The sequence below is a fragment of the Burkholderia sp. A9 genome (genome assembly GCF_000801975.1).
Window position 1 is genome coordinate 78,144 of the sequence record NZ_JSZN01000010.1, and the last position, 18,397, is coordinate 96,540.

The following is an 18,397-nucleotide window of genomic DNA, read 5'->3' on the forward strand; positions in this document are numbered from 1 at the left end:
CGTTGCAGCCTGATCGCATGCTACGAACCGCGGCCCATGCCGTAAAATACCGATTTCTGATGTCCGCCATACCGCGAAGGTATCCCTATGGATCTGCGCCAGATGCGTTACTTCGTTGCGGTTGCCGAATGCCGGAGCATCAGTGTCGCGGCGCGGCTCGTGCACGTGGCCCAACCTGCGCTGACGCGCCAGATGCATGCGCTGGAAGTCGAGCTAGGTACGCCGTTGTTCGATCGAACGACGCGCGGAGTCAATCTGACTGACGCCGGAAAGCAATTGCTCGCGGACGCCACGAAGATGCTCGACGATGCGGCCACTGCAATGGATCGCGTTCGTCGAGCCGGCCGTGGCGAAATCGGACACCTTTCGATCGCGCTGCCGATCCGGCAGGGTTCGGTACCGGAGATCGCGGGGATAATCAAGGCCTTTCGCCGGGAAGTTCCGGGCGTGTCGATCACGCTCAGCCACCTGCTGTCCGAGGCGCAATTGAAACAGCTGTCGACCGGACAGCTAGATGCCGGTTTTTTGCTTTTCAGGCCGGAGGACGATCCGTCTCTCAATGGCATACCGGTGTGTTCGAAGCAACTGCTGTTGTTCTATCCGGCGGACTGGCAATGGGAGCGCGGCAAACCGGAATCGCTGCGTGACCTGAACGATGTGGACTTCATCTGGGTCCAGCGCAGCGCCGCGCCCACCTGGCATGACTCGTTGGTCCACAGCTTCTTCAACGCGGGCTTCGTGCCGAAAGTGTCCGCGCATGGCGTTGACGCAGGCTCCATGCTGACGCTGGTTTCGGCAGGCATGGGCTGTACCGTTTTGCCCGAGATGGCGAACAACACCATGCCGGAGTCAGTCGCCTGCATGAGAATTCCGGACCTGGACGTCGTTCAGAAGTGGGAGTTCGTGTGGCGCGAAGACCGGTGCTCGTCCGTCCTGAGGCGGTTCATCGATGTCGTGACCGTGTACGTTCGGCAATGACGTAACGGAGGAACCGGTTCGTCGGTACCGAAGCCGGCTTCGGTGCGCTCCGTCTGCATGATTGGATGATCGTGTCGATACGCGTGGACGGCATTGCGCGGAAAGATTTCCTTTCTCTGGGCGACATATTTTCTTTGTTGTCCGCATAGCGGAAAGCGAGAAGAATACGGCGCAATCTCATGCCGATTCAGGTCAGTGGTGGAGGGCGGCTGGCAGTTGCCTTTTGTCGCAGGCCTGACTATCAATCACTTTCCCGGTGCTGCCATTTCGCCGCGGACTCGTTCGACATCGACAACAAGACCGGCTCCATCAGATGACGGTCGCTGACGCTTCACCGCCGAAGTTGATACCGGTCAATGACGAATGGGAGGCCGGCATGCGGACTCCATTCTCCGATGCTCAATTCGAAAGTCAGCAGTTCGGTGCTGCGTCTGGCCATCGCGCAAGCACTCGCAGGCGCCAATTCGACCGTCGTCTATGCGACCGGCGCGATTATCGGAAACTTCCTCGCGCCAAGCCCCGAACTGGCGACGTTGCCGATATCCGCGTTCGTCGTGGGCATGGCGATCGCGACGCTGCCGGTCGGGATGATCGCGCGGCGCTACGGCCGGCACCTCGCCTTCCTCGCCGGAAACTTGTGTGGCGTGATCGCGGGACTCGTGGCCGCACTGGCATTGGTCATCCAGTCCTTCTCGCTCTTTTGCTTCGCATTGCTGTTCGGCGGCTCCTATGCGGCTGTCGTGCTGAGCTTCCGCTTCGCGGCCGCCGAATGCGTATCCGAGGAAAATCGTCCGCGGGCGCTGTCAGCAGTTCTGGCAGGCGGCGTGGTGGCCGGCGTTTTTGGATCGCAGTTGGTCACGGGCACGATGAATCTATGGTCGCCGCACGTGTATGCAGTCACCTATATTGCCGCTGCCGGCGCGGCCGCGCTGTCGGCCGTCGTATTGTCGGGCGTCAGGTTCGAGCGCCAGCCGCCGAGCTCGCGTCATGCATCGGGACGTCCAACTTCAATGCTCCTCGCACAACCGCGCTTCGTCGTGGCGATGATCTGTGGCGTCGTGAGCTACATGATGATGAACTTCATGATGACGTCTGCGCCACTTGCCATGGAGCTATGCGGGATCTCGCGGGTGCATGCCAACCTCGGCATTGAAATCCATATAATCGCGATGTATGCCCCAAGCTTCTTCACCGGACGGCTGATTGCTCGCTTTGGCGCGCTCAACGTAACCCTTGCCGGAATGGCGTTGATCGCGCTTGCTGCATTGGCCGGGTTGAGCGGCATCACGGATTATCACTTCTGGGGCGCGCTGCTGCTTCTGGGTGCGGGCTGGAACTTCGGGTTCCTCGGCGCATCGGCTCAGGTATTGGCATGCCACACGCCAGAAGAAGGGCCGCGCGTCCAGTCCATCAACGACTTCATCGTATTCGGTGCGATGGTCGTTGGATCGTTCGTCTCGGGCGGTTTGTTGAGCGCGTTCGGGTGGTCGCTCGTATCGGGGCTGATCCTGCCGCCAGTTGTGGTCGCAACGATCTGTGTGATGTGGCTGAAATCGTCGAGACACGCGGTTGCCGGATAGAAAAACGGATTTCGCCGGTCGGCGTCGAGCGTCGACGACGATGGGATGTGAGCCGGTGGGCACGAGAGTCGCGTGTTGCCGGCCGACCACGAACGTTCACTGCCCTGATGCCGCTTCCTGAATCAGCCATTCCCGAAAAGCAACGAGTTTGGGAAGAGACGCGTATTCGGCGCGATAGACGATGTAGTAAGCCAGTTCAGACGTCCACGTTACAGCGGGAAATAGCTGCACGAGGCGCCCTGCGGTCAGGTCGTCGCCGGCCATCACGCTCCGGGCCAGTGCGACACCATGCCCGTCGATCGCAGCCTGCAGGACGGCGGCCGAGTTGTTGATCTGCATCCCTCGGCTGGCATCGACGTTCGATGCATCCGCTCGCTGAAGCCAGTCGTTCCATGACGCGAATCCGATATGAGCGTCTACCGATAGATCATGTATCAGCGCCTTGCCGGCGAGGTCGCTCGGCGCTGTCACGCTACCGTTCTTGTCGAGCCACGAGGGCGAGCAAACCGGAAAGATCTGCTCGTCCATCAACTTCTCGGACAGAAGCCCGGACCAAGCTCCCCGACCGTATCGCACGCCAATATCGACGCCCTGCGCGGCGAAGTCGACGAGCTTGAGGTTCGTATCGAGTCGAACGTCGATCTCGGGGCAGGTCGCATGAAATCTTTCGATCCGCGGCAGCAGCCACTTCGCCGCGAACGCCGGGCTGACTGCCACAGTCAGCACGCCGCTCCTTGCCCCTTGGCGCATGCGGCTCATGCCGAGCGAGAGCCGATCAAAGCCCGCGCGGATATCCGGCAACGCTTGCTCTGCCGTTTCAGTGGGAATCAGGCGGACGCGCCCGCTCACTTCCCGGCGAAACAGCGGCGTACCCAGCCACTCCTCGAGCGAGCGGACCTGTTGTCCTACCGCGGCTGGCGTCACGTTCAGTTCGGCCGCGGCGGCCGAAAAGCTTTGGTGCCGCGCACTCGCTTCGAAGGCTCGAAGCGCATTCAGAAAGATAGGTGTCTTCATGAAAGTTTTTCTTTGTCACGTGCAAAGAATATAGCAGTTGTGACACCGATCCGTTGACCGCAAAATTTTTTTGCATGGTCGATTGGTCTGATGGTTTCTCGAGTTGCTGGGATGGACTACTGAGCGAGAGGGGGCGGAGCATGAGAAGAAAATCCTACAAAGATTTTCCATCAGCATTCGCAACGCGATGGTCGTGGCGCATCGTCGATGACGTTCCCGCGACCATCCAAATATTGATGAAGGAGAGATTCATGAGTGGTGTACGAGTAGTCCCTTGGCAGGATGGGGAGCCAGCTCCTCCCGAGTTGCTCGCCGGCATGCGTGCGCGCCGGCCGAACGGCGAGCTGATCGGTATAGACCGGATACTGCTGAAGAGTTTCCCGCTTGCAATGGGGTGGAATGAGCTTCTGCGTCGAGTTCGCGCGGACTTCGAGCTTGAGCTCGAGTATCGCGAACTGATCATGTTGCGGGTCGCTGTGTTGAACGGCGCGGATTTCGAATGGCGGGTGCATCAGCCCGCCTACCTGCAGGCGGGCGGCACGCTCGAGAAATGTAGCGCCATTCAGGCCGACCAGGTGACGAGCGCACTATTCGACGAGAGGGAACGAGTCCTGCTTGAACTCGCCGATCAATCGACCAGGCGAGTCGTCGTGGACGCGGCCGCCATCGAGAAACTGAAAGCGCTCTTCGGAGAACGCAAGGCCGTGGAAGCCGTGGCGACAGTTGCTGCGTACAACATGGTTTCGCGTTTCCTGGTCGCGCTGGCGATATGACACCGCCCGAGTACGGGTGCGCGATGAACCCATGAGCTACGCTCACGGGTCCATGAGAACATACCATTGTTGCTCATGAATCCACGCTGTTACTCTTGTCCCAATACGAAGTCGCGCCACTGGCGCGCGGTCCTACAGTAATGGAAGTTATCGTGAGCGCTTATTCAAAATCACTCGTTTGTGGTGCAGCAGCAGGAAAGGAAACTTCGGTCTTCGATCGCGTTGTGGACCGGAAGCACACGAATTCGCTGAAGTGGGCGCTTGGCGAAAAACTCCTCGCAGCAGATGAATTTGCAGCGCAGCCGCTGCCGATGTGGGTGGCCGACATGGATTTCAGGGCTCCCCAGCCGGTGATCGATGCCCTTCACGAAGCCGTGGAGTTCGGCGTTTTCGGCTACTCGTGCGGCGCAACCGCCAGTTACCTGGACGCCGTGGTCCGTTGGCAGGGGAAACGGTTCGGGTGGGATGTGGCCAAGGAGTGGGTGATGCAGACGAGCGGCATCATCACCGCGCTTAAGACGGCGATACAGGCGTTTTCCGCACCGGGCGATACGGTCCTGATTCAGCCGCCCGTCTATGCGCATTTCCACGATGACGTCCTGCTGAACGGTCGGCGGCTGGCGCTGGCGCCGCTCGAACGTACGGATACCGGGTACCGTTTCAATGAAAAGGTGTTCGAAGCGGCGATCCGGGACAACACCAAGCTGTTCATCCTGAGCAATCCGCATAATCCGACCGGGAACGTATGGTCGGAAGATGAGCTGACGGCCATGGGGGAGATCTGTCTCCGCCACGGTGTTCTCGTGATCTCCGACGAGATTCATCAGGACTTGATCATCAACCCGGCGAAGAAGCATATTCCGTTCGCTTCGTTAAGCGAAAAATTTGCGGAAAACAGTATCACCTGCACGGCACCGAGCAAGACGTTCAATCTGCCCGGCCTGCAAAGCGCGAACGTGTTCGTCGCGAACCGTCGCCTCCGTGACGAACTGCGCCGGCAGTACGACCGGAATTCCTACCAGTCGGTCAACACGCTCGGCATGGTTGCGGCGGAAGCCGCCTATGCACATGGCGAATCATGGCTGGAGGAGTTGCTCGTGTATCTCCGCGGCAATCATCTCTACTTCCGCGAAGCGATCCGCGGCATGACCTCGAAAATCGAGGTTCTCCCGGCCGATTCACTGTATCTGGCCTGGATGGACTGTCGCGGCATGGACATGGATGCGGATGCGCTCAACAAGTTCATGCTGACGACGGCGCGAGTCTGGCTCGACAAGGGGCAGAAATTCGGCATCGAGGGGCACGGCTATATGCGGGCGAATCTGGGCTGCTCCCGCGCCACGATCGACGAAGCCGTCCGCCGTCTGACCGATGCGGTAGCGGGCCTCTGAGCGAGCAGGTTTGCGCGTGGCCTGAGAAGGGGAGCGGATCTGGTGCGGTAGCGGTCGGCCGGCGCGTGCGCGCCGGCCGGAACGCTGTGTTCCTCGTGCCTGACCCGAGGCGGAACTGACTAGCTGGCCGATCAGGCCGACGCGATCACGACTCAGTCGTTTGATAGATTATCAAATAATTCGTTATGCGATGGAATTGATTATCGTTGCGCCATCGGATGATGCCGTATATCGGAATGTGGGCGGATTTCCCCGGGTCCGCGGCAAACTAAAATAAGGGCTTCATTTTTTCGCATGTTGCGATAGGGGCCAACTTAAAAAATTAATCATATTGTGATTCTTTGGAGGTGACATGACTGATGGTAGCCAGATACAGGCATACGAACAAGAAGATCTAAAAAGAGACCTGAAAAACCGCCATATTCAGATGATCGCGATTGGCGGCGCGATCGGTACTGGGCTCTTCTACGGTTCTTCCTGGGCCATCAGGACGGCCGGGCCGGCGATTCTCATCGTGTATCTGCTCGCGGCCGTGGCGATCTACTTCGTGATGCGCGCGCTCGGTGAGATGGCCGTCGAGGAACCGGTATCGGGTTCCTACGTCTCGTATTCGAATCGCTACATTCATCGCTTCGTCGGGTTTTTGAATGGCTGGAATGCCTTCATATTTCTTCTTGCCACGAGCGCGGCCGACCTCAATGCGCTGGGAAATTACGTGCACTTCTGGTTTCCCGGTATCCCGATCTGGGTGACGGCCGCTGCTGCGGTGTCGATGATGTTCGTCATCAATATCATCGGCGTGAAAATATATGGAGAAGCCGAGTTCTGGTTCTCGTTGATCAAGGTCGTGGCAATCGTCGCGATGATCGTGTTCGGCGTATGCATGATCGTGTTCGGCATCGGAAACCATGGTGTGCCGATCGGCTATCGCAACCTTGTCGATCACGGCGGGTTCTTCGCGAAAGGTGCTGGCGGAACTTTCCTGGCCATTGTGATGGTGGCCTTTTCGTTCGGCGGCGTCGAGAACCTTGGCCTTGCTGCAGGCGAAGCAAAGGACGTGAAGAAGACAATGCCGAAAGCGGTCAACGCCACGTTCTGGCGACTGCTGATTTTCTATGTGGGCGCGATCGCGGTGCTGCTGATGGTGTTCCCGTGGACGTCGCTCACCACGAAGGGCAGCCCGTTCGTCGAGGTCTTCACGAAGATCGGCATTCCGGCCGCTGCGGGAATCATGAACCTGGTCGTGATCATGGCTGTGTTGTCCGCGGTCAATGCGAGCGTCTTCACGAACAGCCGGACCTTCTACAACCTCGCATTGCAGAAGAACGCGCCGGCATTCCTTGGTGTCGTCAACAGCCGCAAGGTGCCGTCTCGTGCGATCTTCATGGTCTTTGCCGCGATGTTCGCCGGTGTGCTCCTGAACTACATCATGCCCGAGAAGGCGTTTGAACTGTTCTCGTCGGTCACCGTGTTCGCGCTCGTTTGCGCATGGGGGTCCATCGTCATCAGCCATCTGAAGTTCAGGAAGATTCGAATTCAGAACGGCCAGGCAGCCAGTCTTTCGTACAAGATGCCTTTCTATCCGTATGGCAACTATATCGCGCTCGCGTTCGTTGCCGCAGTGATCGCGTGTATCGCCATCTTGCCGGACATGCGCATGTCCTTGATCGTGTCGGGTGTCTGGGTGGGCGTCGTTTTCGTGGCGTACAAGTTTTATACGAGACACGACACGGCGCTTGCGGCTGACGCACCGGAGCCGCGGGAAGCCAAGAATCTGCTTGCGTGATTCCAGCCCCGCGCAAGCGGGAGTTTGACGGGCGGCGATCGGTCGACGCAGGCCTGACAGAATCGCTGCCGCGCATCATGCGGCCAACGCGCGGGGCCGCCTGCAATAGAGAAAGTTTATAGCAGGGGGTTCCCGCCAAATTCGCGCGTTTCGCTTCGGTATGGGGCTGCAAGCTCCGCTGGAGCATGACGATCCGGCCCGGATCGGGGGCGGGGACGCGCGATAGCCGCGTCACGAAACAGCTTCGGCGTATGCGCCGGATGCATCGCGCCAACGCGTTCGACGGTTGCTCATCCGTCGCACTGACATAGTTTTTCTTTCAGGCCAGGACAGTTTATCTCATTTGTCGACCACGGCCGACCGGCACAGAATTCCAGTCAATGTGTGGGGCAGCGATTCGTCGCGGGTGGTCGGCGCAGGCCGTTTTGCGGCCGTTCTTGTTGGTGCGCGTCGTTGCGAACGAGCCAGTGAGACTCGGGTTGCGTGGTGCGCGTGCATCGATCCGTTAACGCCAGGCGTACTTCCCCATTTCGTTCAATCAGAGCCTGACCATGGTCAGGCTGGTAGAGGGATTCGACATGAGCAACCGGTTCGAAGGAAGGAAACTGCTGGTCGTTGGCGGCACCAGCGGAATGGGGCTGCAGACGGCCCGGATCGTTCTCGCCGATGGCGGCAGCGTGGTGATCGTGGGGAATCGCGCCGAGAAAGCCGAATCCGCGCGCGCGGAACTGGCGGCGCTCGGTCAGGTGACGGCGCTGACGGCCGACATCTCGAGCGATCAGGGCCTGGCTTCGCTGCTCGATACGATCGACGAGCAGCACGCGGATGTCGATCTGTTGGTGAATGCAGCCGGGATCTTTTTCCCGAAGCCTTTCCTCGACCATCAGGCAGCGGACTACGAGCAGTACATGAAGCTGAACAAGGCGTTCTTCTTCATCACGCGGAAGGTCGCGGCGAACCTAGTCGACAAGGAGCGCCCCGGCGCGATCGTCAATATCGGTTCGATGTGGGCCAGGCAGGCCATCGCGGCCACGCCGTCCTCCGCGTACTCGATGGCAAAAGCGGGTGTGCACGCGCTGACTCAGCACCTGGCCATGGAACTCGCGCCGAAGCGGATCCGCGTCAACGCGGTATCGCCCGCTGTCGTACAGACACCGATCTACGAGGGTTTCATCCCGAAGGCCGAGGTACACGGCGTGCTGCAGGGCTTCAACGCCTTCCATCCGCTCGGCCGTGTCGGTACGCCACAGGATGTCGCGGAAGTCGTCACGTTCCTGCTGTCGGAGAAGGCGGCCTGGGTAACCGGTGCAATATGGGACGTCGACGGCGGCGTGATGGCCGGCCGCAACTGACGCAATCGGCGCGGGCGCTTCCGGTTCTGAACGCCCGCATCAACTGCTTCATCAACCTAGCCAAGAGAAACAGACATGGTCTATCTGCAGATTACGCTCAAGATCGCCAATGCCAAGCGTGCAACGGCTGCCGGCATATACGAGAAATACAAGGCGCCGTTCCTCGATAACGTCGCGGGCGCGAAGTCCAAGCAACTGCTGTTGCGTGACGAAGACGTACAGGTGCTGCACGGCTTCGACACGGAAGTGAACGCGAATGCGTACCTGCAAAGCGATCTGTTTACCGCGGATGTGGTTGGCGGTCTCCAGCCCCTGCTCGATGCTGCACCGGATGTGCGCATTTACCAGGTTGCCTAATCGTGCACGGTCGGGCGCCCTTGTCGGCGTCCGACAACGGCCGGCCACAATCCTTCGATCTCTGAACGAATTTCTATGCTCGTCAATGCGGATTTCTCGCGCAGCGTCATCGTTTCGCCCGACCATTACCAATGGGTGGCCTCCCCGCAGAGCGGCGTGGAGCGAGTGATGCTTGATCGACTGGGTGGCGAGAAAGCGCGCGCGACGAGCATTGTCCGGTATGCGCCCGGTTCCCGCTTTCCGGGTCATGTGCATCCGGGTGGGGAAGAAATTCTTGTCCTGTCCGGGACGTTCTCAGACGACGACGCGCACTATCCGGCAGGCTGGTATCTGCGCAATCCGCCGGGTTCGTGCCATCAGCCGTTCAGCGACACCGGAGCCGTTATTTTCGTCAAGCTTTGGCAGATGTCGCCGAAAGACGAACTTCGCGTACGCATCGACACGTGTGATCCGGCGTCTTGGTGGAAGCGGGACGGTCGGGAGATTTGCGTGCTCCATTCATGCGACGACGAGCAGGTCAGCTTGCATCGCCTGGCTCCAGGCGAGATCTTGCTCGCCGGACCCACTGATAGTGCCGAACTGCTGGTAATTGCCGGCGGCGTGGTTTCAGCCGGACGTTCATATGAGCGCGGCAGCTGGATGCGACTTCCCGCCGGAGAGTATCCGGAACTTGCCGCGGGTGCACGCGGGGCCACTGTATATCTCAAGACCGGCCACCTGTCCCGCGTGGCGATGGGGGCGTAAGTATGCACAAGACGCGCATTGCCATCGTCGGCGGAGGCTTGAGCGGCCTGTATGCCGCTTTCATGCTCGAGGAGAGCGGCATCAGGGACTATGTGCTTCTGGAGGCTCGCGATTCGTTTGGAGGCCGCATTGCGTCGATAGAAGGACATGCGGCTTCCGATCAAGCGGTCGATGGGAGTGGATTCGATCGCTTCGATCTCGGCCCCACGTGGTTCTGGCCGATGGTTCAGCCGCAATTGGAGCGGCTTGTTTCCAGGCTCGGCCTGTCGACCTTCGAGCAACATGAGGTCGGTGACATGATGGTCGAGCGCACACCCGATGCAGCTCCCTTGCGGATGCAAGGCTATGCCAATTCGCCGATCTCGATGCGCCTGATCGGAGGGATGGGCGCATTGACCGATGCGGTACGCGCCCGCGTGGATGCTTCGCGGACGATCGCCGGACAGAAGGTTCGTCACGCACGCAGCATCGGCGCCCACGTCGAACTGACCTGTGTTGACGCCCGCAACGAAGTCTCGACCTGGTGTGTCGAGCATGTGCTTCTAGCTGTCCCGCCGCGCCTGGCCGAAGACACGATCGAATTCACGCCGCCTTTGCCGCCGGGACTGGCGCTGCAATGGCGCATGACACCCACGTGGATGGCCCCGCATGCCAAGTACGTTGCAATTTACGGTTCCGCGTTCTGGCGTGAACAAGGGTTGTCCGGTGAAGCGCGCAGTGCGCGCGGGCCCTTGGGAGAAATTCACGATGCGTCCATGCCGGGCGGCAGCGCAGCGCTGTTCGGCTTTTTCTCGGTGCCGGCGAGTCTGCGCAAGCGTGTGCCTGACGAGATGCTTCGCATGCATTGCCGCGCGCAACTGGCGCGCTTGTTCGGTGCGCGCGCGGCGACGCCGAGGACCGATGTCATTAAGGACTGGGCGATCGATCCGTGCACAGCCGCTGCGGCCGATCTGGAACAGCCTCGAGACCACGGGATGGCTCCACGCGCTACGGCTGCCTCGGGCGTCTGGAGCAGCCGTTTGACCGGTATTGCAAGCGAGTGGTCGAAACAATTTCCCGGCTATGTCGCAGGTGCTGTCGAGGCTGCCAGCGTCGGCGTGCGGACGCTATTGGACTGACTCGTCTCGAAACGATCTATCAATCAGGAGTGTCAATCATGAAATCCCGTTACCGTGCGATGCAAGTGACCCGGCCGGGCATTCTCGAGCTCGTGGAGCGCGAGACACCGACCCCGGGCGTGGGAGAAGTGCTGATCGAAGTCGAGGCTTGCGGCATATGCGGTGCGGATGCTGCCGACATTGAAGGCGCCGATCCGGCGTTGCAGCCGCCTCGCGTGCCCGGACATGAAATTGTCGGACGCATCGCCGCGCTCGGCGCCAATGTATCGGCGATGTGGAAAGTGGGGCAGCGCGTGGGCATAGGCCGGCTTGGTGGTTGCTGCAACGAATGCAGTCAATGTCGCCAGGGGCATTTCCAGCTTTGCCGGAACCAGCCGGTCGTTGGCGCGACGTGCGATGGCGGCTACGCCGAAATGATGCTCGCGCGCAGCACCGGGCTGGTGTCGATTCCGGATGAACTGGATGCGGAAGAAGCCGCGCCGATTTTGTGCGCCGGCATCGCAACGTTCAATGCGCTCAAGAAGTGCGGCGCACAGGCAGGCGACGTCGTGGCCATTCTCGGCGTGGGCGGTCTGGGCCACATGGCCTTGCAGTATGCGCGCCACATGGGCTTCAAGGTTGTCGCCATCGGGCGCCGCAGCGAGGTTCGCGAAGATGCGCTGGCGTTGGGTGCACACATCTACATCGATACCGAGCGGGAAGATCCGGTTGCCAGGCTGAAGGACTTGGGTGGCGCACTCGCCATCGTGACGACCATCGGCCATCGCGATACCGTGTCCGGGCTGCTGGGCGGCCTGGCTCCCATGGGACGTCTGGTTCTGCTCGGCATCGGCAGGGACCCGTTGTCGGTCTCGTTCGGCCAGATGGTTGCCGGCGAACGCAGCGTGCAGGGCTCGATTACCGGATCACCCTACGAGAGCGAGAGGGCGCTCGACTTCAGCGTACTCACCGGCGTGCGTCCGATGATCGAGGTCATGCCGCTGGAACAGGCCGGCGACGCTTATCAGAAGATGCGTTCGGGTGACGTGAGGTATCGGATGGTACTCACGATGTGACGCGGGAATCTACGGCAATCAAACGCTGATTGACCATTCACCTTACTGGTGCACCGCTGTCGATCGATCGCGAGTTAATCAACCGTGCCGTCGACACAGGACGATCATGCTTGACTGGTGGTTCGCCCGACGTAGACGCCGGTTTCCTTCGCCAGTGACAGGAAGCCGGCAATATAGGCGATTTCCTCCTCTCCGCGTCGAACGCCAAGATTGATGCATTTCCTAATGCCGTCCTGCCCTAGCCGAATCGAGCGAATCGGCAGGCCGGCCCCTTCCTCGAGCACCAGCCAATCCGGCAGAACAGCGATCCCGCGTCCGGCGGCGACGAGCTGCAGCATCAGGTCAGTTGCCTCCGCGGTTCGATGGAACCTCGGTTGGCAATGAGCAGGTACGAGAAAGCGCGTGTAGATGTCGAGCCGCTCCTTGCTGACAGGAACAGTGATCAGCTCTTCATCGAGCAGATCGTGCGGTACGGCGAACACCCGTGTAGCAAGCGCGTGCGTTTCATGCACGACAAGAACCAGCTCGTAGTCGATGACCGGGACGAACACGAGGTCCGGCAAGTCGATGGGGTCCGGCGTGACAAGCAGGTCGATCTCATAGCCCAGAAGGGCAGCGACACCATCGAAACGAAATGCGGTACGGACATCGAAATCGACATCCGGCCAGGTCGCTAGATACCGGGGTGTCAACCTTGCCAGCCATTTCTGGCATGGGTGACATTCCATTCCCACGCGCAAGGCTCCCTGGCGACCCTGCGCGAAGTCGATCAGGACTCGCTCCGCGTGTTCGATTTGCGGAAGCACGCGTTGCGCAAGCGCGAGTAGGTATTGTCCCGTCTGCGTAAAGCGCAAGCCGCGCCCGCTCTTCGTCCATAGCTTGACGCCATGTCGCTCTTCGAATCTGCGCACCATGTGCGACAGCGCCGACTGCGTCACATTCAGCTTTTCCGCGGCAGCAGTGACACTGCCGAGGCGCTCGACTTCCATCAGGATCGCAAGGTATTGGAGGTCCAGCATCTTTGATCTCCTTTCGCGGGGCGCCGGATGGGGTTTCCCGTCAGTGTGGCGACGCGGCGTTTCGACAGGTCAGGTAAAAACCCGCCAGGCCGAGCACCGGTCCGGGAATCAGGAGCCACATCGCGTCGAGCCCGATGTGCTCGAACAGGGCTGTGGTCGCGGCGATCGAGATGACCGTGATGGCAAACCCGATGGAGTTCTGGATGGCCAGTGCACTGCCGACCAGGTCCGGCGGACAGGCCTTGGCGGCCAGGGCCGAGAACTGCGGTGAGTCTGCAACGACTGAGGCTCCCCAGACAATCAGGAGGATCGCGATTGCGCCTGTAGGGAGGTGGCGCCAACCGAGCGCAAAAGTCAGTGCACAGAGACCCGAGATGGTCAGTGCTCCGATGGCTACCCTCGCGCTGCCAACATGCCGTGACAATTTCCCGCCAATTAGCGAGCCTGCCGCGCCGGCGCCGATAATGCAAAATGAGATACCGGAAACACCAAGCCCGGGTGCGCGTGCGGTAAGCGACGTGTGGGCGACGAGCAAGGGCACGGTCGTCCAGAACGTATAGAGCTCCCACATATGGCCAAAGTATCCGAGCGTTGCAGCTCGAAAAGGACGCATCCGGAATGCGCCGAGGACGGACGATGTCCGCGCCATCGAATCCGGTGTCGTCGACGACCGGCGTTTGCTCACGGCATGCGGACCGTCTCCCAGCGCGCCGATCATGCAGGCGCCGATGAGCGCGAGAACCGACGAGGCCGTGATGATCGACTGCCATGGGAAGCCGGCGCCCAGCACGCGCATCGCATGGGGTAGCGCCGTACCGAGGGTGAGCATCGCCACGAGCTGCGCGAGTGCCTGGCCGGTCCGGTCGGGCGCCCAACCGACGATCAGCTTCATGCCCATCGGGTATATCCCCGCAAGACAGATGCCGACACCGAACCGGAACAGGGCCCCGCTCACCAGGCCCGTCGACAGCCATGCGAAGCACACGTTGAACAGCGCTCCCGCGATCGCGCTGCAGACGAAGATACTGCTCGCGCGGAATCGGTCGGCACCGCCGCTCAACGAGATGACGAGTGTGCCGAGTATGAATCCGAGCTGGACGGCGTTCGTCAGCCAGCCGATGTCGGACGCGCTGGCGTGCCAGATGCGCATCAAGTCACCCGCCGTGCTGTTGGCACTGAACCACAGGGCGGTGCCGAACAATTGCGCAATCGACACGGTGGCGACGGGTCCGAGGCCGTTGGTGAGCAACCGCTGCAACCCGCTCTTCTTCACGGCAATGGCCGAATTCATTTCACTTTCCATAAGACGCCTGAGAACCGGCGAGGGGGAACCTCTTTACCGGCGATGCATACTGACTGCTCCTGCATGCCGGGTTTTGCGTACCCGGTTGCGAGTCTCGGGCAGGTCGCGGGCGGCAGCCAACGGCCAGCGATCTCCCCGGCCGACTCAAGCGCCTGCGACCTGGCCAAGCCAGTTCGTGTCGCGCAGCGACGGGCGACGGTGCAAGCGTTTGTCGAGAATCGCGCGCGCCTTGGTCACGTCGCCGCTTCGCATGAGGGACACGAGCAGCGTGTCTTCCACGATTTCTCGTTGTGCGCCGCTGCCGCCGATACGGACCACGTCATGCGCGACCGGCTCGAGGATCTCGGCGCAACGCGCGTAGTTTTCCTCGGCAAAGGCAAGCGCTGCGCGACAGATCGCCGGGACGACAGGGCCGGCCGCCAGGCTGCCCGTTTCGACCATGTTGGCGAGGGCGTCCGCGCGCTGATCGAGTGCGGCCTTGTCTCCGGTTGCCGCGGCGATCATCGCCATGTGGACGTCGGCAAACGGGAAGCCGGCTTGCTTGAAGTAGGCGGACGCGTATTGGGCCGCGTCGTCCCACATTTGCGTCGGCACGGCGTGGCCGTATGCCTGCATGCGCCACAGGAACGACGAGGTGTCGCTGACGACGTTGATGGGCACGCCGGTCGCAACCGCGGGCGCAATGTTCTCGTTGTAGATGGCGAGTGCGCGATCGGTGTCGCCGCGCTCCAGCGCAAGAAGTGCCCCGTGCCATGCGATATGGTTATGGAGAACGCCGCTTCGGTCATATTCCGGCAGCCAGCCGCTGATCACCGCTTCTGCATCGTCGCTGGCGCCAGCTTCATACAAAACGTGCGAGACGGCATGCACGGCGTTGACGTTGTGTCGGCGCAGTTCGAGCGCACGTTCGGTCAATGTGCGGCCCAGCTTGACGTCGCCATTTTCGCCATGCGCCCAGCCACGGTAGGTATTGAACCACCAGTCGTCGGAATCGAAGTGTCGGGCGTGGCGCTCGCAAAGATCGACGCGTGCCTGATCGTGGTCCGCCATTCCGGAAAACGCAAAGAGGCCGAAAGCGCCAAGCGGGAGCGACAGGATCAGGATGTCGCGCGGCCATTGGTCGGCGTGTGCCAGCGCGGCCGTCAAGGCCCTGGCGGACTGTCCGTTGATCGCGAGCGAAAGGACATTGACGTGGCTGCGCTCCCGCTCGGTGCCGTTGCGGGCAACGAGTTCCGTCGCCTTCGCGATCTTGTCCCGAGCCTCGGTGACCTGGGCGCGGATCGCGTGGAAACGCGCACGCGCGGCATAGGCGAGCGCAAAGTCCGGATCGGCGGCAATCGCGTCGTCGAGCGTTTCGGCGACACCTGGCCACAATGATAGAAGGAGATCGACGCCGGTACGGTAGCGCTCGGCCGCGAGATCGGAAGTCGTCGAAAGGGGAAGGCTGTAGCGGTCGAGGCAGGCCATAGAACAGGTTTACTCCAATGGGAATCGTGGGCGATCGGTGCAGTCGGTCGATTGCGGCCCATCCGGTGTCGGGGACTGTAACCTGTCTATTAAACCAATTTTTGTGATGTCGGTATTTCGATGAGCGGCCAATCTGTATAGAATAAATGCCAACCGGAGGATTGCCATGACATGGGATACGATCGAGACACCACCGGGCCTGGCGCCGCCTGGGCCACTGGCGGTTCGCGCGCAATCCATTCCTGCCCGCCATAGCTTCCCCGAACATTCTCATCACTGGAATCAGGTCGTTTACGCAGTGTCCGGAGCGTTGACGGTAATCGCCGAAGGAGGGTCGTTCGTCATTTCTCCTGAGCAAGCAGTATGGCTGCCGACGGGCGTCCGGCATCGGGTCGGATCGCTATTGGGCGCGGAGTTCCGCAGTCTGTGGATTGCAGACGATATTGGCGACGGCCTGCCGTGTGGGACACCGACCGTGTTTGCCGTTTCGCCGTTACTGAAGGCACTGATCGTCGAGGCGGTCGAGATAGTCGACGCGGAAGATCACGACGGGTATGCCGGACGTGTCACTCGATTGATTCTCGACCAGTTGCGTCGCGCGCGTACTCTTTCCGCTGCGCTCCCTTGGCCGAAGGCGGGTACCGTTTCAGCATTGTGCGAGGCGCTTTACGCGGATCCGGCGGACCCGCGCGGTCCGGAGGAGTGGGGGCGAATGTTCGGGATGTCGGCACGGACCCTCGCTCGGCATTTCGTTCACGAAACTGGCATGAGCTTGCGATCATGGCGGCGGCGCCTGCGGTTGTTTAGAGCGATCGAACTGCTCGGGGGCGGGCTCGGCGTGACGCGGACAGCAATGGAACTGGGATACGGTTCGACGTCTGCATTCGTGTACGCGTTTCGAGTCGAAATGGGTTGCAGCCCGCAAGCGTACATTCGTGGACGCGGAGAGGATGCGAGCGTCGCCCGAGATCGGTAGCCGTGCTGGTCGATTGAAAAGGCATGAGGTAGTTGGGCACATATAAAGTGCCTCGACTTACGCTCAAGTGCGATTTCGTGCTTGCTGCCGTTGTGCGAAAGCCGGAGCGATGTCGATCGTAAAGGGCCAATGTGCCGCCGATTTGTCACTCGATTACGGAGGGGGCAGGTCAGACCGTGGCCAGATGCGCTGAGTAGTCCATCCCGCGATAGCTTGTTCAGCATTTTGGAATCTCAGCCGGATGCTCATCAGTGATTTCGCGAATGCCGCGGCGCGTGAGCTTGGCATTGATGAAGTCCGTGCGGAATTGTTGCCAGGTGACAAGGCTGCCGTCGTCCGGGAACTGCGCAAGCAAGGCCATATCGTGGCGATGGTCGGTGACGGACTGAACGACGCACCGTCTCTCGTGGCAGCGGACGTTGGCTTGTCGATGGCGACGGGCACTGACGTCGCGATGGAGGTGGCGGGCATCACGCTGATGCGCGGCGACCCGCGCCTGGTGGCGGATTCGTTCGACGTTTCGCGTAGCGCCTACTCGAAAATCAAACAAGGCCTGTTCTGGGCGTTTGCTTACAACGTGCTGGGCATTCCACTGGCGGCCCTGGGCACGCTGACCCCGGTCATCGCCGGTGCTGCCATGGCCTTCAGCAGCGTGAGCGTGGTCACCAATGCACTGATGCTTCGGCGCAGGCCCGGCGACCGGCGTTAGCCCGATCCAAGGGGCCTGATCGCGAACATCGGCGAAGCAGTCTCGAACCGAAGATCTCGTAGCAGTAAAGATTTTCTTTAGATTTTCGATACTTTATCTCGTTTGCCGCACGACGAGAATCACCGAAGAATGTAATCAATGACTAAGTCCGGCCGTATCTGTGAGCTATGGTCGGCAGCAGGCCCATCGAATCTCGGGAAAGTCGGATAGTTTTTCTTTCCCTTCGATTCGCGATGGTCGGTGACGGACTGAACGATGCGCCGTCTCTCGTGGCGGCTGACGTTGGCTCGTCGATGTCGGCCGGCGCCGACGGCGCGATGGAGGCGGCGGGGATCACGCTGATGCGAGGCGTCCCGCGCCGGGGGGCGACGTCATATCTACTTGAGAATCAAACCTATGAATATCGGCGAAGCGGCCACCGCCTCCGGCGTCTCGGCGAAAATGATCCGGCACTACGAAGGCCTCGGACTGTTGCCGCCGGCGAGCCGCACGGACAACGGCTACCGGCGACACGGCGACAAGGACGTGGGCAGACTGCGGTTTATCGGGCAATGCCGAGACCTCGGCTTCTCGCTGGACAGGGTCAGCGAACTGCTCGATGCACTGCTGCAATGGCGACGATACGCCGGACTGCCCGATCATCGAGTCGCTCACGTCCAAAGCATTCGTGCGAGATCGCGCCGCCAACACTAACCCGCGAAAGACGCTGTCTGAGAAGCGGCGACCGCTCGCTCGTTAGAGCTCGAGCTTTCCGTGAACCGGCTGCTGCTGATGA

At 60.9% G+C, this 18,397-nt stretch carries 16 protein-coding genes and 1 pseudogene; 13 read left to right on the forward strand and 4 right to left on the reverse strand.

What is annotated here, in order from left to right:
* Positions 1-87 precede the first annotated feature (87 nt).
* Together PI86_RS06020 and PI86_RS06025 are read left to right on the forward strand one after the other, a co-directional pair.
* Entirely contained in the window at positions 88-978 is an 891-nt protein-coding gene (locus PI86_RS06020; RefSeq protein ID WP_039319825.1) for a LysR family transcriptional regulator, read from the forward strand.
* A 395-nt stretch (positions 979-1,373) separates the two neighbouring features.
* Positions 1,374-2,558, forward strand: coding sequence for an MFS transporter (locus PI86_RS06025; protein WP_014899907.1), 1,185 nt, complete (start codon positions 1,374-1,376; stop codon positions 2,556-2,558).
* Between the two features lie 96 nt (positions 2,559-2,654).
* On the opposite strand, the gene gcvA is transcribed toward PI86_RS06025, so the two are convergent.
* Positions 2,655-3,572, reverse strand: a complete 918-nt coding sequence (gene gcvA, locus PI86_RS06030) for a transcriptional regulator GcvA (RefSeq protein WP_014899906.1) — start codon at positions 3,570-3,572, stop codon at positions 2,655-2,657.
* A 140-nt stretch (positions 3,573-3,712) separates the two neighbouring features.
* Between gcvA and PI86_RS06035 the strand changes: the two genes are divergently transcribed.
* The 8 genes from PI86_RS06035 (at position 3,713) to PI86_RS06070 (ending at position 12,148) form a co-directional block, all read left to right on the forward strand.
* A complete protein-coding gene (locus tag PI86_RS06035; RefSeq protein ID WP_235362692.1) occupies positions 3,713-4,345 on the forward strand; it encodes a carboxymuconolactone decarboxylase family protein in 633 nt (210 codons plus the stop codon).
* Positions 4,346-4,485: 140 nt separating this feature from the next.
* Entirely contained in the window at positions 4,486-5,736 is a 1,251-nt protein-coding gene (locus PI86_RS06040) for a MalY/PatB family protein (protein WP_014899904.1), read from the forward strand.
* Positions 5,737-6,088: 352 nt separating this feature from the next.
* Complete coding sequence (locus PI86_RS06045) at positions 6,089-7,522, forward strand: amino acid permease (RefSeq protein WP_014899903.1); 1,434 nt, start codon at positions 6,089-6,091, stop codon at positions 7,520-7,522.
* 578 nt (positions 7,523-8,100) lie between these two features.
* Positions 8,101-8,874 (forward strand): SDR family NAD(P)-dependent oxidoreductase, encoded by a 774-nt coding sequence (locus PI86_RS06050; RefSeq protein ID WP_039319829.1) that lies wholly within the window; start codon positions 8,101-8,103, stop codon positions 8,872-8,874.
* 75 nt (positions 8,875-8,949) lie between these two features.
* Positions 8,950-9,231, forward strand: a complete 282-nt coding sequence (locus tag PI86_RS06055; RefSeq protein ID WP_014899901.1) for a hypothetical protein — start codon at positions 8,950-8,952, stop codon at positions 9,229-9,231.
* 75 nt (positions 9,232-9,306) lie between these two features.
* On the forward strand, positions 9,307-9,975 hold the full coding sequence (locus PI86_RS06060; protein ID WP_014899900.1) for a cupin domain-containing protein: 669 nt from the start codon (positions 9,307-9,309) through the stop codon (positions 9,973-9,975).
* A 2-nt stretch (positions 9,976-9,977) separates the two neighbouring features.
* Positions 9,978-11,093, forward strand: a complete 1,116-nt coding sequence (locus PI86_RS06065; protein WP_014899899.1) for a flavin monoamine oxidase family protein — start codon at positions 9,978-9,980, stop codon at positions 11,091-11,093.
* Between the two features lie 38 nt (positions 11,094-11,131).
* Positions 11,132-12,148, forward strand: coding sequence for an alcohol dehydrogenase (locus PI86_RS06070; protein WP_039319833.1), 1,017 nt, complete (start codon positions 11,132-11,134; stop codon positions 12,146-12,148).
* Between the two features lie 104 nt (positions 12,149-12,252).
* Here PI86_RS06070 and PI86_RS06075 read toward each other — a convergent pair whose 3' ends face one another.
* The 3 genes from PI86_RS06075 to PI86_RS06085 all read right to left on the reverse strand — a co-directional run bounded on the left by PI86_RS06075 (position 12,253) and on the right by PI86_RS06085 (position 15,937).
* A complete protein-coding gene (locus PI86_RS06075; protein WP_014899897.1) occupies positions 12,253-13,167 on the reverse strand; it encodes a LysR family transcriptional regulator in 915 nt (304 codons plus the stop codon).
* A 40-nt stretch (positions 13,168-13,207) separates the two neighbouring features.
* Positions 13,208-14,458 (reverse strand): MFS transporter, encoded by a 1,251-nt coding sequence (locus PI86_RS06080; protein ID WP_039319836.1) that lies wholly within the window; start codon positions 14,456-14,458, stop codon positions 13,208-13,210.
* Positions 14,459-14,614: 156 nt separating this feature from the next.
* Positions 14,615-15,937, reverse strand: a complete 1,323-nt coding sequence (locus PI86_RS06085) for a tetratricopeptide repeat protein (protein WP_014899895.1) — start codon at positions 15,935-15,937, stop codon at positions 14,615-14,617.
* A gap of 166 nt (positions 15,938-16,103) precedes the next feature.
* Here PI86_RS06085 and PI86_RS06090 point away from each other — a divergent pair, with 166 nt between their 5' ends.
* From PI86_RS06090 to PI86_RS16160, 3 genes and pseudogenes are all read left to right on the forward strand, one after another.
* On the forward strand, positions 16,104-16,913 hold the full coding sequence (locus PI86_RS06090; RefSeq protein ID WP_039319838.1) for an AraC family transcriptional regulator: 810 nt from the start codon (positions 16,104-16,106) through the stop codon (positions 16,911-16,913).
* A 259-nt stretch (positions 16,914-17,172) separates the two neighbouring features.
* Positions 17,173-17,622: pseudogene (locus tag PI86_RS06095) on the forward strand (HAD-IC family P-type ATPase); the annotation flags it as partial.
* 396 nt (positions 17,623-18,018) lie between these two features.
* The gene (locus PI86_RS16160; protein WP_235362694.1) at positions 18,019-18,315 is read left to right on the forward strand and encodes a MerR family transcriptional regulator; all 297 of its coding nucleotides are present in this window, start codon (positions 18,019-18,021) and stop codon (positions 18,313-18,315) included.
* Positions 18,316-18,397: the final 82 nt, after the last annotated feature.

Excerpts from the sequence above, each read along its gene's own strand:
- PI86_RS06085 (WP_014899895.1), bottom strand. The coding sequence starts at position 15,937 with ATGGCCTGCCTCGACCGCTACAGCCTTCCCCTTTCGACGACTTCCGAT.
- PI86_RS06035 (WP_235362692.1), top strand. The coding sequence starts at position 3,713 with ATGAGAAGAAAATCCTACAAAGATTTTCCATCAGCATTCGCAACGCGA.
- PI86_RS16160 (WP_235362694.1), top strand. The coding sequence starts at position 18,019 with ATGAATATCGGCGAAGCGGCCACCGCCTCCGGCGTCTCGGCGAAAATG.
- PI86_RS06075 (WP_014899897.1), bottom strand. The coding sequence starts at position 13,167 with ATGCTGGACCTCCAATACCTTGCGATCCTGATGGAAGTCGAGCGCCTC.
- PI86_RS06065 (WP_014899899.1), top strand. The coding sequence starts at position 9,978 with ATGCACAAGACGCGCATTGCCATCGTCGGCGGAGGCTTGAGCGGCCTG.
- PI86_RS06025 (WP_014899907.1), top strand. The coding sequence starts at position 1,374 with ATGCTCAATTCGAAAGTCAGCAGTTCGGTGCTGCGTCTGGCCATCGCG.
- PI86_RS06080 (WP_039319836.1), bottom strand. The coding sequence starts at position 14,458 with ATGAATTCGGCCATTGCCGTGAAGAAGAGCGGGTTGCAGCGGTTGCTC.
- PI86_RS06050 (WP_039319829.1), top strand. The coding sequence starts at position 8,101 with ATGAGCAACCGGTTCGAAGGAAGGAAACTGCTGGTCGTTGGCGGCACC.
- PI86_RS06090 (WP_039319838.1), top strand. The coding sequence starts at position 16,104 with ATGACATGGGATACGATCGAGACACCACCGGGCCTGGCGCCGCCTGGG.
- PI86_RS06020 (WP_039319825.1), top strand. The coding sequence starts at position 88 with ATGGATCTGCGCCAGATGCGTTACTTCGTTGCGGTTGCCGAATGCCGG.
- PI86_RS06060 (WP_014899900.1), top strand. The coding sequence starts at position 9,307 with ATGCTCGTCAATGCGGATTTCTCGCGCAGCGTCATCGTTTCGCCCGAC.
- PI86_RS06070 (WP_039319833.1), top strand. The coding sequence starts at position 11,132 with ATGAAATCCCGTTACCGTGCGATGCAAGTGACCCGGCCGGGCATTCTC.
- PI86_RS06045 (WP_014899903.1), top strand. The coding sequence starts at position 6,089 with ATGACTGATGGTAGCCAGATACAGGCATACGAACAAGAAGATCTAAAA.
- PI86_RS06040 (WP_014899904.1), top strand. The coding sequence starts at position 4,486 with ATGGAAGTTATCGTGAGCGCTTATTCAAAATCACTCGTTTGTGGTGCA.
- gcvA (WP_014899906.1), bottom strand. The coding sequence starts at position 3,572 with ATGAAGACACCTATCTTTCTGAATGCGCTTCGAGCCTTCGAAGCGAGT.
- PI86_RS06055 (WP_014899901.1), top strand. The coding sequence starts at position 8,950 with ATGGTCTATCTGCAGATTACGCTCAAGATCGCCAATGCCAAGCGTGCA.